The sequence below is a fragment of the Sphingobium sp. genome (genome assembly GCF_035511395.1).
Taxonomy (GTDB): Bacteria; Pseudomonadota; Alphaproteobacteria; order Sphingomonadales; family Sphingomonadaceae; genus Sphingobium.
On record NZ_DATKFP010000049.1, the window covers coordinates 1 to 15,784 of the forward strand.

The window sequence follows — 15,784 nt, forward strand, 5'->3', positions numbered from 1 at the left end:
CGATCCTGGCTGAACGGTTGAGCACAAACGGCCGGCGGGTCGCAATGCTCGACAGACGTCCGGCCGGGTGCGGCAGCACCGCCGCCTCGACCGCCCAACTCATGTGGGCGATGGATGTGCCGATGCTGACATTGGCCCAGCAGATCGGCGAGGCCGAGGCCGCAAGGCGCTGGACGCGGGTATTCGACGCTGTGCGAGCCCTGTCGGACCGGATCGACGCGCTTGAACTGAGCCATCTCAAGAAGGAATGCCCGACCCTCTATCTTGCCGGCACGACGCTCGATGCCGCAGGCCTTGCCGCCGAGGCCGACATGCACCATCGTCATCACCTGCCCTCCCAATGGCTGGACGCTAAACAGGTGGCCGATCGTTTCGGCATTGCGCCACGCGCCGCGATTCTCTCGGCCGGGGGCTTCACGGTCGATCCGGTCCGCCTATGCCATGAACTTATCGGGAAGGCGGTGTCTCGCGGCACCAGCCTGTGCTGGCCGATCGATGCAGTCGCTCTTCATCCCCGGAATGATGCTGTCCTCATCGAGACGGCGACCGGTGACACCCTGCGACCCCGAGACGTCATCCTTGCCACCGGTTATGAGCGCGCTGCGCTGTTTCTGCCTCCTGCCTTCTCGCTTCTGTCCACCTTTGCGATCGCCACGCCGCCGGGCGTGGGTCCGCCCTGGAACGGCGATGCCATGATCTGGGAAGCCAGTGATCCCTATCTTTACGTGAGGAGCGATGAGGCCGGGCGTATCATCGCCGGCGGCGAAGACATCATGCAGGCAGACGTCGGCACCCGCGATGCCCTGATCCCGCAAAAGGCCGGCACGATCGCAGCCAAGCTGGAAGCCATGCTGGGAACGCCGGTCACGATAGACTGCCAGTGGGCCGCCACCTTCGGCGCGTCGCCCGATGGACTGCCGGCCATCGGCGAGACCTCGCTCATGCCCCATGTCTGGCTCGCGGCAGGCTATGGAGGCAAGGGCATCGCTTTCGCATCGCTGGCGGCGCAGATGCTGGATCGCGAACTGTCGGGCCAGGCCGACTGCGACCGAAATGCGTTCAATCCCTATCGCTTTGACAAGGCGAAAGCACAGGAGCCTGCCGAATGAGGCACAGCTTCATCCTCCCGGTCCTCCTGTCGCTCGTCGCATGCGACGCGCTTCCGCGCGACCCAGGTGGCACCTCTACACGGATAGAACAGACGCGAAGCTTTTCCGTCGCACTCGCCGATCCCTCTGTGCGGAGCGCGCCGGAAGTCGGCAAGCTCATCCGGGAAATCGAGCGGCGGACGAACGCCCATCCTCAATGGCGCGCGGGTTTGGGCGAAAAATTGTTGCAGCAACTCGACCATGGTTCACTCGACCTCCTGATCGGTCGCTTCACAGCCGACAGTCCCTGGGCAACGGCTGTCGCCTTTGGTCCCGCCCTTTCGTCAAGCGGTCCCAAAGACGCGCCGATCGAACTCAAGGCCGCCATGCGCAACGGCGAGAACCGCTGGATCATGACTGTCGAGCGCGCCAGCCGCGCCATATCCACAGAGGCTCGCAACCAATGAATGATAGCAGCCTCCCCGACGAACTGCGCCAGACCATGGCCCGTGCGGTGCGCCTTGAATATTGGAATATCTTCTGGACGCTCACCATCATCGTGACGATGGGCCTGGTTCTCGGTCAAAGCGAGACCATGAAGACGGCCTGGATAGAGGATACGCTCGGTCTGGTGCCGCCGATCATGTTCCTGATCGCCGCGCACATGGAACGTCACGCCCATCGCTCCCGTCGCTTCCCGTTCGGCTTCGAACGGGTGAACGGCCTGGGTTTCTTCGTTGCCGCCGTCGCGCTGACGGCGGTCGGCGCGCTGCTGCTTTACAACGCGGCGGTGGCGCTCTGCTCGGCAGAGCATGCGACCGTCGGATCGATCGTCATTCTGGGCCATGACATATGGCTCGGCTGGCTCATGATCGCCGCCCAACTCTATTCGTTGATCCCGCCTCTCTTCATCGGCCGCAAGGAATTGCCGCTGGCAGAAGCACTCAACGATAAACTGCTTCATACCGACGCGTTGATGAACAAGGCCAACTGGCTCACCGGCGCCGCTGGCCTTGCGGGCATCATCGGTCTTGGGCTTGGCTGGTGGTGGGCGGACTCGGTCGCCGCTGCCATCATCTCGATCGATGTTCTCAATGATGGAATCAAGGCGCTGCGTTCCTCGACCGCCGAACTGATCGACGGCGCCCCTCGGGCACTATCCAGCGCCGACCTGTCGGAAGACGCGCAGAAGCTGTGCGATCGGCTCAAGGCGGAATTTCCCGATGCCACCATCAGGCTGCGAGAAACCGGCCGGCTTATCCGTGCTGAGTTGCATGACACGCATCCCCCGGCAGAATGCCGCCATCCCCGATACTATTGGCCCGAAAGTGAGGACAGGGGCTGGCGACTGGCGCAGGTCAGCTTCATTCCGCCTGTGGAAGAGGACGACAGGGGTTAGGTTGGCGGCGGCCGCCGTACAGCATCTGCCTGCTTTTCCGGCCGGATATAGATGGATGTCAGTTCCGGCACACGCGCCTTCATCTCCTGCTCGATGTCTTCGATCAGGCTTTCCGCCTCCCCCATCGGCAGGTCGTCCACGAAATCGGCGCTGATCGCCACGAACACGGCATCGGGCGCCGTATGGATCGTGCGCACATGATTGACGGCGCTGATCTGCGGCCGCCGGTCAAGGATCGCCCAAACCACCGAAATGATCGCCGGGTCCGCGCTTTCTCCGATCAGCAGCCCCTTGGCCTCGCGCGCCAGCAGCACGGCAACCCCGGCCAGGATCAGGCCGATCGCGATCGATGCCACACCGTCAAGGCGTGGGTCGGCATAATGATGGCTGGCCCAGACGCCCATGCCGGCGAAAGCAAGACCGATGAGCGCCGCACTATCCTCGAACAGGACGATGAAGCCGGCCGGATCCTTGGACCGTCGGATCGATTCCCACCAACTGCTGGAGCCCCTCTTCCCGTTGAAGGCGCGCACCGCAATGACCCAGCTCGTGCCCTCAAGCAGTACGGCAATGGCAAGGACGACATAGTTTATGGTCGGATCGCCCAACGGTTCCGGCTCGGCGATGTGCAGCCATCCTTCATATATCGAGACTCCCGCGCCTACCGCGAAGATCAGGATGGCGACGACAAAGGCCCAGAAATACAGCTCGCGCCCATAGCCGAAGGGATGCGTTGCATCGGACGGCCGCTTCGCCTTCGCCTGGCCATATAGCAGCAGAAGCTGATTGCCACTGTCGACCAGCGAATGGACCCCTTCGGTCAGCATGGAGGAGGAACCGCTGATGGCAGCCGCTACGAATTTGGCGATGGCGATCCCGACATTGGCAAAGAGGGCGCCGTAAAGGACGATATTTTCGCGAAATCTGCCCGGCAAATCGGCCATCAAGGGTCAACCCGGATAGGGGCTGGACTGGAGCAGCCCGGCCAGATGGGCAGCGTTGCCTGCAACCATGCCGGCCGTTTTCATCACCATCTCCGGGGTCTTGTCCAGATCCTTGAAGTCGGTCGATCCCATGGCCTCGCCAACCCAGTAGCAGGCGGCCACCGCCGGGATCGTCCAACCCACATCGTTCATCGCCTGGAACAACTGGGCGGAGGAGAAGTGCGCGCCATCCTCATTGCCCACGATCGCCGCGACCGCGACCTTGCCATAGCTTGGCATCCGACCCTGATCGTCGGTTTCGGACAGAAATGCATCCATCCGCTCCAGCACCCGCTTGGCGACGCTGCTGATCTGGCCCATCCAGATCGGACCTCCGAAAATCAGGATATCATGAGACAGAATCTTGGTTCGAAGCTCCGGCCAATCGTCGCCATCACCTTCGTTCGAGGTAACACCTGGTCTGATGTCCAGCGCGGCGACCCGCACGGTTTCGCTGACCGTTACGCCTTTTTCACCGAATGCTTTTGCGAGCACTGCGATCATCGCATCGGTCGAGCTTTCCTCAGACGCATCCGCCTTGAGCGTGCAATTGAGTGCCAGGGCCTTGAGCGCCATCTATAATCTCCTTCAGATTCTTGTTCCGCCGGAACGCGATCAACCTTCCGTCGGTCAAAGAACACCTGGCGCGGCGATGGGTTCTTCCGAGCGAGGCGGGACAGAGCGATGAGCGATACCGCTGGGCTGCCCAGTAACGCGTAGCGACGCAGGAGCCGGACCAACTGCGCAGGGAAACACTGGAGCAATGTTGTTGCACGGTGCAATCGACCATGCTCTGATCACACGCAATTGACGGCCACTCGGCGGAGTTCGCATCGGTCGTCGCGTGCCTGGCGGCTTCGGACAGAAGCTGCATGACTGGCAATGACGTTTTTGCAGCCCCTTCCTTGCCACTCCCCAGAGCCTGATCCAATCAGATTGAATCGGATCAGGCTCCAATTTTCCTGTGTTTGCCGCACTCTCCGCGTCGTCAGATGTGTCCATCTGGCTTTAAAAAAATGCTCTAGGCAGCAGCACCCTGCACCGGCGTGTTGAGCAACTGCTGCTCCCACAGATAGGCGATGCCGCTACCTGCGGCATGTTGCTTGATCACCTCCGTCAGCGCTACTGCGCTATCGGCGCGCGCCCAATCACGTTGCCATTCCGCCGCCAGCGCCAGCCATGTCATCATGTTCGCACCGGCCGCGATCATGCGCTGAATGGCCACTTGGTGAGCCTCGACCGACACGGCTCCCGACGCGTCGGTGATGACGGTGACGTCCCATCCTTCGCCCAAAGCCTGGATCACCGGCATGGCCACGCAGATTTCCGTCCACAGCCCGGCGATAATCAACTGCTTTCGGCCCGTCGCTCTGGCTGCATCAACCACTGCCCGGTCTTCCCAGGTGTTGATAAAGGTACGATCGATCACCTCTTGGCCCGGAAACACATCGGTGATTTGCGGAAAGATCAGGCCACCCCGATCCGCCACGACACTCGTCAGGATGGTCGGGACGTCGAAGACCTTGGCGGCCTTCGCGAGAGCCGTGGCGTTATTGACCACCATGTGCGGGTCGTGGCTGTTCAGATTTGCAAGCTGATATGGCTGGTGGTCAATCAGGACGAGTAGCGAATCTTCGGGGCGAAGGAGCGAGTTGAGGCCGTTGCGAAAGGTCATGACTATCCTTTGCTGCTGTGATGCATCCGGGCGCCCATCGACGATGACACCCGGTCAGAGCTATTGCCGTTCCCATGGACGTTGCGGTAGCATTCGAATTCGCCAAGCTGTGTCGCAGAAACAGGAACACCAGGTGGATATCGAGGAATTGCAGACCTTTGTGGAAGTTGCTGACGCCGGGGGCGTGTCGCCCGCAGCGGTCAGGCTGGGCGTGTCCAAATCCATCGTCAGCCGTAGGCTGGCCCGGCTGGAAGCGGACCTTGGCGTCCAGCTTCTCGCACGAACCACGCGCGGATCGGCGCTGACCGAAGCAGGGGCGACGTTTCGCGATTATGCCGCCAGGATATGCGCCGAGATAGAAGTGGCGAGGGAAACCATCCTGCCGGAAGGCGAGCTTCGCGGCCGCCTTCGCGTCGCCGCGCCATTATCCTTCGGGCCGACCCATTTCGCGCCCGTACTTGCGAAGATGGCGCGGCTCCACCCCCGTCTCCAGATCCAGACCTGTTACAGTGACCGCTTCGTCGATCTCGTCGCAGAAGGCTATGACTGCGCAATCCGGGTCGGTTACCTTCAGGACTCCAACCTCCTCGCAAGACGAGTGGGACCGCTCTACGGCAAGCTCGTCGCCAGCCCGGACTATATCGCGGCCCATGGTGTCCCGCAGAAGCCAGAGGATATCACCGCACATCAAGCACTCATGCAGGGGACCGAACCTTGGCAGTTCCTGGATGGAGACAAGATCGTCACCGTCTATCCGCGCGGACGCTTCAAGGCCGACAATGCAGTCGCTCTGGTTGCCGCCGCACTGGCAGGCCTTGGTATTGCCTGGCTTCCCGATGGCGTCACGGACGACCATGTCGCCTCCGGCGCGCTTGTCCCAATCATGACGCAGCATCCGCCACCGCCGGCAGGCATCTATGTCCTGCGCCCACCGGGACAGCATCCCGCACGGAAGATAAGGGTTCTGACCGATATGCTGATCGAATGCGCGGAATATCCGACATAAGGTGGAAGGCACCGGCATTCCAAGCGGAAGCCTCGTGATGTTGGATTAGAGGTGTCGGGCGGCATTCTGCAAAACCGACGGTCCACACGCGCCGCGCCTTCACCGGCCGGATCAGCATCAGGCAGGGTGGCTATGACCGTGCCGAGCTACCCGCCAGCGCTTGTAGCCCAGCACCGCCAACAGGATCATCGCCGCATAGAGACCGGCCGTCAGCCACAAATCCTTGTACGCGAACATCCCGACATAGACGATGTCCACCACGATCCAGAGCAGCCAGCTAGCCGCATGGCGGCGCGCCGTCCAATATTGCGCGACGAGGCTGAAACTGCTGAGCGCCGCGTCCATCCAGGGCAGCGCGGCGTCGGTGAAGCGGTGCATGAGCCAGCCGATGGCGATCGCGCCGACCGCGCCGGTCGCCAGACTTGCGACCGCCCGCATCGGTGGCAGAGGCAGCACGACGACCTCTCCCGCATCTTCCCTGCCCCGCGCCCATAAAATCCAGCCATAGAGTATCGCGATGCCAAACAGCGCCTGCAACAGCATGTCGGCGTATAGGCGAACATCGAGGAAAATCCTGAAATATAGCGCACAGGCCAGCAGGTTGACCGGCCAGCACAGCATCCGCCGCTTTGCCGTGAGCCATATGCCAAGGAAGCTGACGACGACGGCGATGATTTCTAGCACCGACATCAGGCCAGCGCCTCTTTGGCGAACCGATGCAGAAAATCCTGCCCCGATGCAGACAGGAACCAGTCGGCATGACCGATCAGATAATCCTGCCAGGCGACCAGCGCCTGATCGCGATCGCCGACAATGCCCGCGAAATAGTCGATTTCGGACAGGGCGAATTCCACATGGACCAGCGGCAACAGCCGGATAAGCACATCGATTTCCATCTGATCGAGCGGCGCGACGCTGCGATAGCCCGTCAGGACCGCCATCGCCGCATCGACATCGCCAAGAGCGTCGTCCTGCCCCAATTCCAGCCAGCGGAAAGCGGTCCGCTCGATCGCCGTGGCCAGATCGTGGAGCGCACAGGTTCGCGTCGCCAAACCGAAGTCGATTATGGCGCTGACCTTGCCATCCGCCGACCAGAGGAGATTGGATGGGTGCCAGTCCCCATGGGTCCAGAGAGGCGGCTGTCCTGCCAGAAGTTCGGGCACCCCCTCGCCCAGTGCTGCGAACAGCCGCGCCAGTTCCCGTTGCCAGGATTTGTCCGCCAGCCAGTCGGCGAGCGCCGGGCGGGCGACGACATAGGCTTCCGTCGCTGCCAGAGGATCGGGCGCAGGCAGGATGGTAAAGCTGGCGATCAAGGGATGGTTGCCACGCGCAGGCGCTGCAAAACCCTGAGCAGCCCGGTGCAGCCGCCCCAGTGCCGCGCCGGCTTCATGGGCGTGGCCGGGCGTCAGGAAAGGCGTCCAGGACAGGCGATCGCGATACAGGTCGACGCCCGGCGCGTCCCGATGCAGTTCATAGGTCCATTCGCCCAGCGCGATGGCATCCGCGCCATCCACCGCCGCCACGACCTCCGGCACCGACAGGCCAGCGGCGGCAAGATGGGCCATAAGCCCATGTTCTTCCGCCAGCGCACCGGGCGTGCGGAGCCGTTGATGATGACGCTTCAGAAAATGGACGCCCCGTTCGGTTTCGATCAGCGCGGCCGCCGAAAAGGGGCGCGGCGAATGCCAGCTTAGGTCGATCAGCCGACCCGCGTCCGGAAAGCGCGCCAGCACCGCCTCCGCCTCTGCCCATGTGATGGCGGGCCAGGTCGGCGCCTCCAGTGCCGTTCCCATGCCATGCACGAGATGCCCGCCGCTCATGCTCAAAAGGCCCGCGATAGTGTCGCCACGAAGGCGCGTCCGCTGCCGATATAGTAGCTGGGCGCCGATCCCGCGATCAGCGTGCCGTTGCGACCGATCACATCCAGCGCATTGGCGCTTATCGCCGAAACGCCGGACAGGACGCGCGGGTTGGTGACATTGATCGCGTTCAGGCGCAAATCCATGCGCTGCGCATCGATCAGCCCGGCCAGATGCAGGCCGATCGCCAGATCCAGCGTGGCATAGCCCTTGATGCTCTCGTCATTCATGAAGGTTGCATATTGGCGTCCGACATATTTCAGCGCCGTGCTGCCGAATAGGCGGCCGTCGTCATAGGTGCTGCCAACGGCAAGCTGGACGCGCGGGCTGGACACCGCGCGCTTGCCCTTCGTCGGCAACAGGTCGCCGCCCACGAGCAGATCGTCGTTCAGCCGCGTGTGAAGATATTCGCCAGAGGCATAGAGGCTGAACCCCTTGGCCGGGCGGTAATCGATCTCGCCATCTAGGCCGTAGCTTGTCTGGCTGCCGCCGTTGATCGTCGAATTGACCAGCGCGCCACCGCTGTTGACCACCGTCGCTACCTGACGATTGCGGAAATGATAGTGGAAGCCGGTCAGCGAGAAGGACAGGCTCGGCCCGATATAGCGATAGCCCAGCTCCTGCGAGACGCTATATTCATTCTTGAGCGCGTCGGTTCCCTGGCTGACCAGTTCGCCGCCATAATAGCTGTTGTAGAGCGCGAACTCGTTTGGCGTGCGGAAGTTGGTGGTGATATTGGCGAACAGCTGCTGCCGCTCGTCCAGCCGGTAGTGGATCGCCGCGCGCGGCAGGGCGGCGAAGCTGTCGACATGCACCTTCGACTGCGGCCCTGGCAGATAGTTGCGGCCATTGCGCAGCAGGCTGACACCCTTGAACCCGACATCGACGCTAAGGCGCGGCGTGACCGCGATGCTGTCCGCCACAAAGAAGCCCTTGGTCACGGTAACGGTGCGCTGGTTCTCATAGGCGAGCAGGCGCCCGTCGGCGGTGCGGATCGCCTTGTCCTGATAGCCCCATGCATCGACCGGCCGCCCGTTCGCATCGATCGACGTATAGCTTTGGGTCACGCGGTCGGTGCCATAATCGAACCAGAAGCCGGCGGTGATGCTGTGCTTGCCCGCCTGCAAGGTCAGCTTGCTCACATCGCCGACGCGCCTCTGCTTGCCGGTCCAGTTGCCCAGTACCGTCGCCACGCCATCCACCGCACCGGGCAGCGCAATCGGCTGCGTCAGCTCCTCCGTCCCGAGGAAATTGCCGGTGGTGGCGAGCTGCGTGCCATAGGGCGAATTGCCATGCCCCATCTGGAGATAGGCGCTGCTGTCGAAGGTCAGCCTGTCGCTCAGCTGGATATGCACGGGCGCCGCGAAATAGAGGTTGCGGAACGGTGCGCGATAGAGCCGCCAATAGCCGGTGTCGCCATCGGTATAGCGTTTCGTGAAGTTGAAGCCGCGCCCGCTCGCCTGCCAGTCCGCCAGCGTGGGGCTGGGATAGGTGGAGGTGATGGCGTCATTATAGGACACGGCCAGGCTGGCGCGATTGCCCTCGCCCCATTCGTGCAGCAGCTTCGCGTCGATATGCTGGCGCTTGTCATATCCCGCCCCGCGCCAGTTGTCCGCGCGGTTGTTGGAGTAGGAAATGAACGCCTTCAGGCCACTGCCCCCGATCTCTCCGGTGTCGAACCGCAGGAAGGCGCGCCGCTGGTCGTAGGAACCGACCGACAGGTTGACCAGAGCGCCCATTGCCGCCTTGGGATCGTCCAACGTCAGCGATAATGTCCCGCCCGCTGCCGCGACGACCGGCGCGTCGATGTCGGCTGCGCCCTGCGCCAGCGCGATCTGCCGGACATTTTCGGCGTCGGCGAACTGGGAGGGATAGGCATAATAATAGCCGATGTCATTCTGCGGCGCGCCTTCCAGCAGCACGCCGATCTGGTCCTGCCCCAGGCCGCGCAGCGTCAGGCTGGACGTGGCGGACAGGCCGTAGGGATCGCTGGACGACACATTCGCGCCGGGCAGCAGATTGACCAGCTGGAACGCATTGAGCGTCGGCGCCTGCTTGCTGATGAAGGCTTCCGCGATCGAACTGACCGCCTTGGGTACGCTCTGATCGGGCAGAAGGCCCTGCGGATCGGGATAACCAGTAACCTCTATGGTGGCGCGATCCTGTTCGTCGCCCTCTGCCGCCAAAGCGGCAGGCACCGAAAAGAGCATTGCGGTCGCCAGCGCCGCCCGTCCAACCAAAGTCGCATCAATCGTCATCGTCTCACGTCCACTCCACGCGGAGGGACTGGCGAACGCGCCGCCTTGCCCTCCCTACGCCGGTAATCAGCCGGATCAGGTTCAGCGGGTCGTGGCCTGCGGACCACCTCTCAGCCGCGCATAAGCGGCCCCCCGGGGATGCGCCCCTCTAGTCCGTGGAATGCGACCTGGAAAGTCCTATTAGTGGATGACGGTCTTGATGGGACGAAAAGGACCGGATGCCGGTTCGGCAAGCGCCTTGCCTGCCCCTGGCTTCAGATACCGCCCGGATGGACGGTCCAGCCACCCTGCTCGAGCCCGGCGGACAGGGCCGCGACGCAGGCGTCGAGTGCGTCCCGGCTGGTCGATCGCACCACGAAATTCGCGCCGGTGCGCCCTTCACGGAAGAAGGGATAGCTGCCGATCTGACAGCCTTCATGCGCGCGCTCGGTATTGCCCAGCAGGTCGGCAATCTCGCTTTCCGCGACCCAGCAGCCGATCGTCGCCGACAGCAGGGGCAATCCGCCCTCCAGCGTGCCGGTCAGGCTTTCCAGCATGCCGGCGGTGATATGGGGCACGCCCGCCATGATGAAGATATTGCCATGGCGGATACCCGGCGCGCCCGACATGCGGTTTGCGATCAGGCTCGCGCCCGCCGGCACCCGCGCCATGCGTAACCGCGCCTCGGTCAGCCCGCCGCGCGTCTCATAATAGCCGCCCAGCATAGCGCGTGCGCCTTCATGGATTTCCACCTCGACGCCCAGAGCCGCCGCAATCGCGTCGACGGTGATGTCGTCATGGGTCGGACCGATACCGCCAGTGGTGAAGAGATAGTCGTTGCGGGCGCGCAATATGTTCACTGCTTCGACGATGGCGTCCTGATCGTCCGCTACAACGCGCACCTCACGCAGGCGGATACCCTGAACATTCAGCCAGGTCGCGATCTGGGAAACATTCTTGTCCTGAGTCCTGCCGGAAAGAATCTCGTCGCCGATCACGATCAGCGCTGCGGTCCAGGTGCGGGTCGGATCGGCCATGCTGGGTCCATAGCCGGTGGCGTGCCCAATGCCTAGCCGCCCCCTCGCATTATGCTGCGCAAGCGCCTATAAATGCCGCATGACCGAATATATGACGATGACGGCGGACACGCCGATGTCCCGCTCGACCGCTATCAAGCTGTATGACGAATCCGGCTTTGCCGGCATGCGCAGAGCCGGCCGCCTGGCTGCCGAAATCCTCGACGCGCTGGTGCCCCATGTGGTGCCGGGCGTCACCACAGGCGAACTGGACGACATCGTCCGTCGCATGACGCTGGAGGGTGGCGGCGTTCCCGCGACGCTCGGCTATCGGGGCTATACGCACAGTTGCTGCATCTCGCTCAACAATGTCATCTGCCATGGCATTCCGGGCGACTATCGCCTGAAGGAAGGCGACATCCTCAACATCGACGTCACGCCGCAGGTTGATGGCTGGCACGGCGACACCAGCCGCATGTTCATCGTCGGCGAAGCAGCCATCAAGGCGCGCCGTCTGGTCGAGATCACCTATGAATGCCTGATGCTGGGTATCGAGCAGGCCAGGCCCGGCAATCATCTGGGCGACATCGGCTATGTGATCCAGCGCCACGCGGAAAAGCATCGCTATGGCGTGGTCCGCGATTTCTGCGGCCATGGCCTGGGCCAGGTCTTCCATGACAGCCCGGAGGTCGTCCATGTCGGCCGGCCCGGTACCGGCCCGGAACTGAAGCCCGGCATGTTTTTCACGATCGAGCCGATGATCAACATCGGTAAGCCCGGCGTGAAGATGCTGGATGATGGCTGGACCGCCGTCACCCGCGACCGCACTTTGTCCGCCCAGTTCGAACATAGCATCGGCATTACCGAAACCGGTTGCGAAATCTTCACGAAAAGCCCCGGCGGTTTCAACTGCCCGCCTTATACGCTCTGATCGTCAGAACGCTGCCCAAAAAACAGGCAATGAGTCACGATATTGCCCGGAATCCGGGCAATATGGACAAAGATTGCTGCATCGCCGAAAGCAGTCCTAGCGATTCGCCATTTGGCACGGTAATTGATTGCCAAGAGAGACGGTGCGTGCCTCGGGGGGCATGAGATCGTCGCTTGAGGATTGAGGCATGCGGGCCACCGCCCGCATGTTGGCGTGCGTCATGGGTTGGGACTATAGTGATGAAGAAGATCGAAGCGATCATCAAACCGTTCAAGCTGGATGAGGTGAAGGAAGCGCTGCACGAAGTCGGCGTTTCGGGCATCACCGTCACCGAAGCCAAGGGTTTCGGCCGGCAGAAGGGTCATACCGAACTTTATCGCGGCGCCGAATATGTGGTCGATTTCCTACCCAAGGTGAAGCTGGAAGTCGTGGTCGACGATTCACTCGCCGACCGGGTGGTCGAGGCGATCTGCGCCGCTGCGCAGACCGGCCGCATCGGCGACGGCAAGATCTTCATCTCCAATGTCGAGGGCGCGGTACGCATCCGCACTGGCGAGCGCGACAGCGACGCCATCTGATCCGGTTTTTCCTGTCGTCGCATGGGCCGACAGGATTTTTGGCATCCACTACCCCTTCGGGGGGGTATTTCTGAAAGAAGGGCAATAGCACATGGCCAACACGCCAAAAGACATCCTGAAAATGATCGAGGAAAAGGAGATCGAGTGGGTCGATGTCCGTTTCACCGATCCCAAGGGCAAGTGGCAGCACCTGACCATGGTGTCGAGCGTGCTTGGCGAAGATGAGCTGACCCAGGGCCTGATGTTCGACGGTTCGTCGATCGAAGGCTGGAAGGCGATCAACGAGTCGGACATGATCCTGAAGCCCGACCTCGACGCCGTCTATGTCGATCCGTTCAGCGCTACCCCGATGCTGATCATCTTCTGCGACATCGTCGAGCCGGACACCGGTGAGCTGTATGCCCGCGACCCGCGCTCCTGCGCGAAGCGCGCCGAAGCGTTCGTCAAGTCGGCCGGTTTCGGTGACACCATCTATGTCGGCCCGGAAGCCGAATTCTTCATGTTCGACGACGTGCGCTTCGAGAATGATTACTCGCAGAGCTATTTCAAGATCGACGACATCGAACTGCCGACGAACACCGGCAAGGAATATGAAGGTGGCAACCTGGGCCACCGTCCGCGCGCCAAGGGCGGCTATTTCCCCGTCGCGCCGGTCGACCCCTGCACCGACATCCGCGCCGAAATGGTGTCGACCATGCTCGAAATGGGCCTGCCCTGCGACAAGCATCACCATGAAGTCGCCGCTGCCCAGCATGAACTCGGCCTGACCTTCGGCACGCTGGTCCAGACCGCCGACCGCATGCAGATCTATAAGTATGTGGTTCAGATGGTCGCCCAGGCCTATGGCAAGACCGCGACCTTCATGCCGAAGCCGATCGCGCAGGATAACGGTTCGGGCATGCATACCCACATGTCGATCTGGGAAGGCGGCAAGCCGCTCTTCGCCGGCGACGGCTATGCCGGCCTGTCGGACACCTGCCTCTACTTCATCGGCGGCGTCATCAAGCACGCCAAGGCCCTGAACGCCTTCACCAACCCGACCACCAACAGCTACAAGCGTCTGGTGCCGGGCTTCGAAGCCCCGGTTCTGCTGGCTTATTCGGCTCGTAACCGCTCGGCTTCGTGCCGTATTCCCTACGGCGCAGGCGCCAAGGCGAAGCGCGTGGAATTCCGCTTCCCCGACGCGATGGCCAACCCCTATCTCTGCTACGCCGCGCTGCTGATGGCCGGCCTCGACGGCATCGAGAACAAGATCCATCCGGGCGCCGCGATGGACAAGAATCTCTACGACCTGCCGCCCGAAGAGCTGAGCCAGGTGCCGACCGTCTGCGGTTCGCTGCGTGAAGCGCTGAACAGCCTGGAAGCCGACTATGAGTTCCTGCTGAAGGGCGACGTGTTCACCAAGGACCAGATCGATGCTTACATCGAACTGAAGTGGCCCGAAGTGTATCGCTGGGAAATGGCCCCGTCGCCGGTCGAATTCGACATGTACTACAGCGCCTGATCGTCAGGCATCATCTTGGGGCCTGAACCCTTTCTCAGGCCCTGACGAAGGAGGCCCGGTCGCCACAAGCGTCCGGGCCTTTTCCTTTATGGGCGGGTTGCGGGCGCGAACGGCTCAGCCCACATTGCCCGCCATGAACCCGCTCGACTCGCTCGGCCTTGCCCATCCCATCATCCAGGCGCCGATGGCGGGCGTCTCCACGCCGGACATGGCAGCGGCCGTCAGCGAGGCAGGCGCGCTTGGCTCCATCGCCGTCGGCGCGGTCGATGCGGAAGGCGCGCTGGAGATGATCGCCGCCGTTCGTGCGCGGACCGAGCGCCCCTTCAACGTGAACCTCTTCGTCCATGCTCCGGCGCAGGCCAGACCCGAACGGGAGGCGCAATGGCTCGCCGCGCTGGCACCCCTCTTCGCCCAGTTTGGCGGCACGGCGCCCGCTTCACTCCGCGAAATCTATCGAAGCTTTGCCCAGGATGACGCGATGCTGGCGATGCTTGCCGAAACCCGGCCGGCAGTGGTCAGCTTCCATTTCGGCCTGCCGGAGCCTTGGCGGATCGCGACGCTGAAAGCCGCCGGCTGCCTCCTGCTCGCCAGCGTCACCAGCCTCGCCGAAGCCCATGCTGCGCGCGCCGCCGGAATAGACATGCTGGTCGCGCAGGGGTTCGAGGCAGGCGGCCATCGCGGCGTGTTCGATCCCGATGTGCCCGATGACCGGCTCGGCACGGTGGCGCTGACCCGGCTTTTGGTGGCGCAGGCCGGCCTGCCCGTCATCGCCGCAGGCGGCATCATGGACGGCCGGGGGATAAGGGCCGCGCTGGAACTGGGCGCGGTCGCGGCGCAGCTCGGCACCGCCTTCATCGGTTGCCCGGAAAGCAGCGCCGACACGGCCTATCGCGCTGCCCTGTTCAGCCCGGCGGCCGCTCATACGGAGATGACCCGCGTCCTATCCGGCCGCCCGGCGCGATGCCTGCCCAACCGTTTCGTCGGCTGGGGCGCGGAAACGGTGCTGACGCCGCCCGACTATCCCATCGCCTATGATGCCGGGAAGGCGCTGCACCTGCTGGCCAAGGCGCATGGTGAAGGCGGCTATGGCGCGCAATGGGCGGGACAAGGAGCCCCCCTCGCCCGCGCGCTGCCAGCGGCCGACCTGATCGCAAGGCTGGCCGCGGAAATGCGCGTGGCGTGACCCGCCCCGATTATCGCGATGCCCTCACCAACTGCGGCGTGATGGCGGTGCTGGCCGCCTTCGACCCGCGCCTCGTCGGCACGCCCCCGCTCGGCATCGCCATGCCCGACAGCGATCTGGACATAGTCTGCGAGGTGCATGACGCCGATGCCTTCACAGGCACCCTGACCGATACCTTCCGCACGATGCCAGGCTTCACGCTTCGCCGCAGCGATGACCTCAACGCCATCATCTGTGGCTTTGTCGCACATGGCTGGGAATTCGAGATCTTCGGCCAGCCCATCCCGGTCGCGCAGCAACATGGCTGGCGGCACTATGAGATCGA

16 protein-coding genes and 1 riboswitch are annotated in these 15,784 nt (G+C 63.0%); of the genes, 9 read left to right on the forward strand and 7 right to left on the reverse strand.

Features of this window, described 5'->3' with window-relative positions; all coding sequences use genetic code 11:
- The 3 genes from VMR39_RS02600 to VMR39_RS02610 all read left to right on the forward strand — a co-directional run.
- The coding region (locus VMR39_RS02600; protein ID WP_325414054.1) for an FAD-dependent oxidoreductase at positions 1 to 1,109 on the forward strand (1,109 nt) is incomplete at its 5' end.
- On the forward strand, positions 1,106 to 1,555 hold the full coding sequence (locus VMR39_RS02605; RefSeq protein WP_325414056.1) for a hypothetical protein: 450 nt from the start codon (positions 1,106 to 1,108) through the stop codon (positions 1,553 to 1,555). The genes VMR39_RS02600 and VMR39_RS02605, both read left to right, overlap by 4 nt.
- Positions 1,552 to 2,487, forward strand: coding sequence for a cation transporter (locus VMR39_RS02610; RefSeq protein WP_325414058.1), 936 nt, complete (start codon positions 1,552 to 1,554; stop codon positions 2,485 to 2,487). Before VMR39_RS02605 ends, VMR39_RS02610 begins: the two co-directional genes overlap by 4 nt.
- On the opposite strand, the gene VMR39_RS02615 is transcribed toward VMR39_RS02610, so the two are convergent.
- The 3 genes from VMR39_RS02615 to VMR39_RS02625 form a co-directional block, all read right to left on the reverse strand.
- Positions 2,484 to 3,431, reverse strand: coding sequence for a cation diffusion facilitator family transporter (locus VMR39_RS02615; protein ID WP_325414060.1), 948 nt, complete (start codon positions 3,429 to 3,431; stop codon positions 2,484 to 2,486). The two genes, VMR39_RS02610 and VMR39_RS02615, sit on opposite strands and share 4 nt — an antisense overlap.
- A 6-nt stretch (positions 3,432 to 3,437) precedes the next feature.
- Complete coding sequence (locus VMR39_RS02620; protein ID WP_325414062.1) at positions 3,438 to 4,046, reverse strand: flavodoxin family protein; 609 nt, start codon at positions 4,044 to 4,046, stop codon at positions 3,438 to 3,440.
- Positions 4,047 to 4,491: 445 nt separating this feature from the next.
- Positions 4,492 to 5,145, reverse strand: a complete 654-nt coding sequence (locus tag VMR39_RS02625) for a hydrolase (RefSeq protein ID WP_325414064.1) — start codon at positions 5,143 to 5,145, stop codon at positions 4,492 to 4,494.
- Positions 5,146 to 5,278: 133 nt separating this feature from the next.
- On the opposite strand from VMR39_RS02625, the gene VMR39_RS02630 reads away from it, so the two are divergent.
- Positions 5,279 to 6,151: a LysR family transcriptional regulator gene (locus VMR39_RS02630; protein WP_325414066.1), complete on the forward strand. Its 873-nt coding sequence runs from the start codon at positions 5,279 to 5,281 to the stop codon at positions 6,149 to 6,151.
- A 117-nt stretch (positions 6,152 to 6,268) separates the two neighbouring features.
- Here VMR39_RS02630 and pnuC read toward each other — a convergent pair whose 3' ends face one another.
- From pnuC to VMR39_RS02650, 4 genes are all read right to left on the reverse strand, one after another.
- Positions 6,269 to 6,841: a nicotinamide riboside transporter PnuC gene (gene pnuC / locus VMR39_RS02635; protein ID WP_325414068.1), complete on the reverse strand. Its 573-nt coding sequence runs from the start codon at positions 6,839 to 6,841 to the stop codon at positions 6,269 to 6,271.
- Positions 6,841 to 7,971 carry a phosphotransferase enzyme family protein gene (locus tag VMR39_RS02640; protein WP_414712442.1) on the reverse strand — a complete coding sequence of 377 codons (1,131 nt, stop codon included), beginning with the start codon at positions 7,969 to 7,971 and terminating at the stop codon, positions 6,841 to 6,843. Before VMR39_RS02640 ends, pnuC begins: the two co-directional genes overlap by 1 nt.
- 2 nt (positions 7,972 to 7,973) lie before the next feature.
- Positions 7,974 to 10,268, reverse strand: coding sequence for a TonB-dependent receptor (locus tag VMR39_RS02645; RefSeq protein ID WP_414712443.1), 2,295 nt, complete (start codon positions 10,266 to 10,268; stop codon positions 7,974 to 7,976).
- Positions 10,269 to 10,302: 34 nt separating this feature from the next.
- A riboswitch (TPP riboswitch) is annotated at positions 10,303 to 10,413 on the reverse strand.
- 109 nt (positions 10,414 to 10,522) lie between these two features.
- Entirely contained in the window at positions 10,523 to 11,284 is a 762-nt protein-coding gene (locus tag VMR39_RS02650; RefSeq protein ID WP_325414072.1) for a competence/damage-inducible protein A, read from the reverse strand.
- A gap of 79 nt (positions 11,285 to 11,363) precedes the next feature.
- Here VMR39_RS02650 and map point away from each other — a divergent pair, with 79 nt between their 5' ends.
- The 5 genes from map to VMR39_RS02675 form a co-directional block, all read left to right on the forward strand.
- Positions 11,364 to 12,194: a type I methionyl aminopeptidase gene (gene map / locus VMR39_RS02655; protein ID WP_325414073.1), complete on the forward strand. Its 831-nt coding sequence runs from the start codon at positions 11,364 to 11,366 to the stop codon at positions 12,192 to 12,194.
- Between the two features lie 239 nt (positions 12,195 to 12,433).
- On the forward strand, positions 12,434 to 12,772 hold the full coding sequence (locus tag VMR39_RS02660) for a P-II family nitrogen regulator (RefSeq protein WP_006953025.1): 339 nt from the start codon (positions 12,434 to 12,436) through the stop codon (positions 12,770 to 12,772).
- A gap of 91 nt (positions 12,773 to 12,863) precedes the next feature.
- Positions 12,864 to 14,276 carry a type I glutamate--ammonia ligase gene (gene glnA / locus VMR39_RS02665; protein WP_325414075.1) on the forward strand — a complete coding sequence of 471 codons (1,413 nt, stop codon included), beginning with the start codon at positions 12,864 to 12,866 and terminating at the stop codon, positions 14,274 to 14,276.
- Positions 14,277 to 14,409: 133 nt separating this feature from the next.
- Positions 14,410 to 15,459, forward strand: a complete 1,050-nt coding sequence (locus tag VMR39_RS02670; protein WP_325414077.1) for a nitronate monooxygenase — start codon at positions 14,410 to 14,412, stop codon at positions 15,457 to 15,459.
- Positions 15,456 to 15,784, forward strand: a 329-nt coding sequence (locus tag VMR39_RS02675; protein WP_325414079.1) for a DUF4269 domain-containing protein, incomplete at its 3' end; no start/stop codon positions are given. The genes VMR39_RS02670 and VMR39_RS02675, both read left to right, overlap by 4 nt.

What these genes read in the sequence shown, in the direction of transcription:
- VMR39_RS02605 (WP_325414056.1), top strand. Translation starts at nt 1,106, where the DNA reads ATGAGGCACAGCTTCATCCTCCCGGTCCTCCTGTCGCTCGTCGCATGC.
- VMR39_RS02610 (WP_325414058.1), top strand. Translation starts at nt 1,552, where the DNA reads ATGAATGATAGCAGCCTCCCCGACGAACTGCGCCAGACCATGGCCCGT.
- VMR39_RS02615 (WP_325414060.1), bottom strand. Translation starts at nt 3,431, where the DNA reads ATGGCCGATTTGCCGGGCAGATTTCGCGAAAATATCGTCCTTTACGGC.
- VMR39_RS02620 (WP_325414062.1), bottom strand. Translation starts at nt 4,046, where the DNA reads ATGGCGCTCAAGGCCCTGGCACTCAATTGCACGCTCAAGGCGGATGCG.
- VMR39_RS02625 (WP_325414064.1), bottom strand. Translation starts at nt 5,145, where the DNA reads ATGACCTTTCGCAACGGCCTCAACTCGCTCCTTCGCCCCGAAGATTCG.
- pnuC (WP_325414068.1), bottom strand. Translation starts at nt 6,841, where the DNA reads ATGTCGGTGCTAGAAATCATCGCCGTCGTCGTCAGCTTCCTTGGCATA.
- VMR39_RS02640 (WP_414712442.1), bottom strand. Translation starts at nt 7,971, where the DNA reads ATGAGCGGCGGGCATCTCGTGCATGGCATGGGAACGGCACTGGAGGCG.
- VMR39_RS02645 (WP_414712443.1), bottom strand. Translation starts at nt 10,268, where the DNA reads ATGACGATTGATGCGACTTTGGTTGGACGGGCGGCGCTGGCGACCGCA.
- VMR39_RS02650 (WP_325414072.1), bottom strand. Translation starts at nt 11,284, where the DNA reads ATGGCCGATCCGACCCGCACCTGGACCGCAGCGCTGATCGTGATCGGC.
- map (WP_325414073.1), top strand. Translation starts at nt 11,364, where the DNA reads ATGACCGAATATATGACGATGACGGCGGACACGCCGATGTCCCGCTCG.
- VMR39_RS02660 (WP_006953025.1), top strand. Translation starts at nt 12,434, where the DNA reads ATGAAGAAGATCGAAGCGATCATCAAACCGTTCAAGCTGGATGAGGTG.
- glnA (WP_325414075.1), top strand. Translation starts at nt 12,864, where the DNA reads ATGGCCAACACGCCAAAAGACATCCTGAAAATGATCGAGGAAAAGGAG.
- VMR39_RS02670 (WP_325414077.1), top strand. Translation starts at nt 14,410, where the DNA reads ATGAACCCGCTCGACTCGCTCGGCCTTGCCCATCCCATCATCCAGGCG.